This window comes from Aestuariibaculum marinum, from assembly GCF_014596975.1.
Lineage (GTDB): Bacteria > Bacteroidota > Bacteroidia > Flavobacteriales > Flavobacteriaceae > Aestuariibaculum > Aestuariibaculum marinum.
Map to the genome: position 1 here is coordinate 1 of NZ_JACVXD010000031.1, position 1,318 is coordinate 1,318.

The 1,318-nt window shown below is 34.8% G+C and carries 2 protein-coding genes; both read right to left on the bottom strand.

All coding sequences use genetic code 11. The features are described from left to right. Positions 1-40: 40 nt before the first annotated feature. On the bottom strand, positions 41-892 hold the full coding sequence (locus ICJ85_RS16075; protein WP_317173100.1) for an IS3 family transposase: 852 nt from the start codon (positions 890-892) through the stop codon (positions 41-43). Then, positions 892-1,263 (bottom strand): transposase, encoded by a 372-nt coding sequence (locus tag ICJ85_RS16080; RefSeq protein ID WP_188224817.1) that lies wholly within the window; start codon positions 1,261-1,263, stop codon positions 892-894. The genes ICJ85_RS16075 and ICJ85_RS16080 overlap by 1 nt, the downstream gene beginning before the upstream one ends. Positions 1,264-1,318 lie beyond the last annotated feature (55 nt).

A 1,318-nucleotide genomic window follows, 5' to 3' on the forward strand; every position in this document is an offset into this window, starting at 1 on the left:
ATGTCTCGTCCTGAAATATGGCTACAGGTTAAACATGAATTTAAGCAGTTAATTTGTATACCATATTTGGTGTTTTAAAATCTAAAGATAAGTGTAATCTTACTTCGTTGTATAATTTAATTGCATTTTTTGTAGCCCTCTTAGCGTGAGCTGTATTCATAAAGGTTTGATCGAGATAAAACTCGTCTTTTAAAATCCCGTTTACACGCTCTGCTAGCGCATTTTCGTAGCAATGATTTTCTTCAGTCATACTAATGTCGATGTGTTTTCTTTTAAGTATCAGGGTGTATACATTGCTGCAATATTGTATGCCTCTGTCCGAATGGTGGATGAGTCCATCTATGTTCTTTGCTTGATATAAAGCTTTATTTAATGCCCTTACACAGCCACTTAGTTCCAAGCTATCACTTAGGTCGTAACCAACAATTTTCCTTGAGTAAGCATCTGTTATGAGAGCCAGATAGCAAAAGCCTTTTAAGGTTCTGATGTAGGTTATATCACTAACCCAAACCTGGTTAGGTCTTGTTACAATGACATTTTTAGCAATGTTTTTGTACTTACGGAACCTGTGTAAAGAATTCGTTGTTCTAGCACTATGTTTTTTGCGTAAGGTGAGCATATTATTAGCTCTAAGCACATTGAACAGGGTATCTCTTCCAACTTTAATATTGGCTTTATCAAACTCAGCGTTTAATGACTTTATCATTTTCCGAACACCTTCTCTTGGCAAGGATTTGCGTCGCTTCTTGATAATTTGAATGATTTGGCTTTCTATTTCCAAACGTTTTTGTTCTCTGGTTTTAAACTTATAGTAAGCATCTCTTTTTAAACCAAAATAAGCACAAATAGTAGTGAGCGAAGCAAATCCATTACTCTTGATTTTAGCTTTGATTAAGGCTTGGTATTTAGTTTTTTTTTGAGTTCAGTGACACTCTTATAGCCTAATTTCTCAGCAGCTACTTCCAGATAAGATTCTTCAACCATAGCATCAAGGTCTTTCTTGAGCAATAGTTTTTTAAGCTGTTCAATCTCTTTTTGAAGCTCTTTAATACGTGTTATTTCGTCTTTTGTTTCCACTTTAATTCTGGTATTCATTAGGTCTTTTCGTTCGTATTTCCTGATCCATTCGTTAATGGTTGTAGGGTTTATTCCGTAGAGTTTGCCTAATTGGTTCTTGTTGAGTTTTCCAGTGGTAAGTTCGTCTAAAATTTTCAATTTAAACGATTCGCTGTAGCGTCTAATTACTTTGTCATTTTTGTACATAATTATTAAAATTATGTAGCCTTATTTCCGGACGGGTCAATATTGTGGGCAACGG

Coding starts and splice junctions, on each gene's coding strand:
- ICJ85_RS16080 (WP_188224817.1), bottom strand. CDS start 1,263: ATGTACAAAAATGACAAAGTAATTAGACGCTACAGCGAATCGTTTAAA.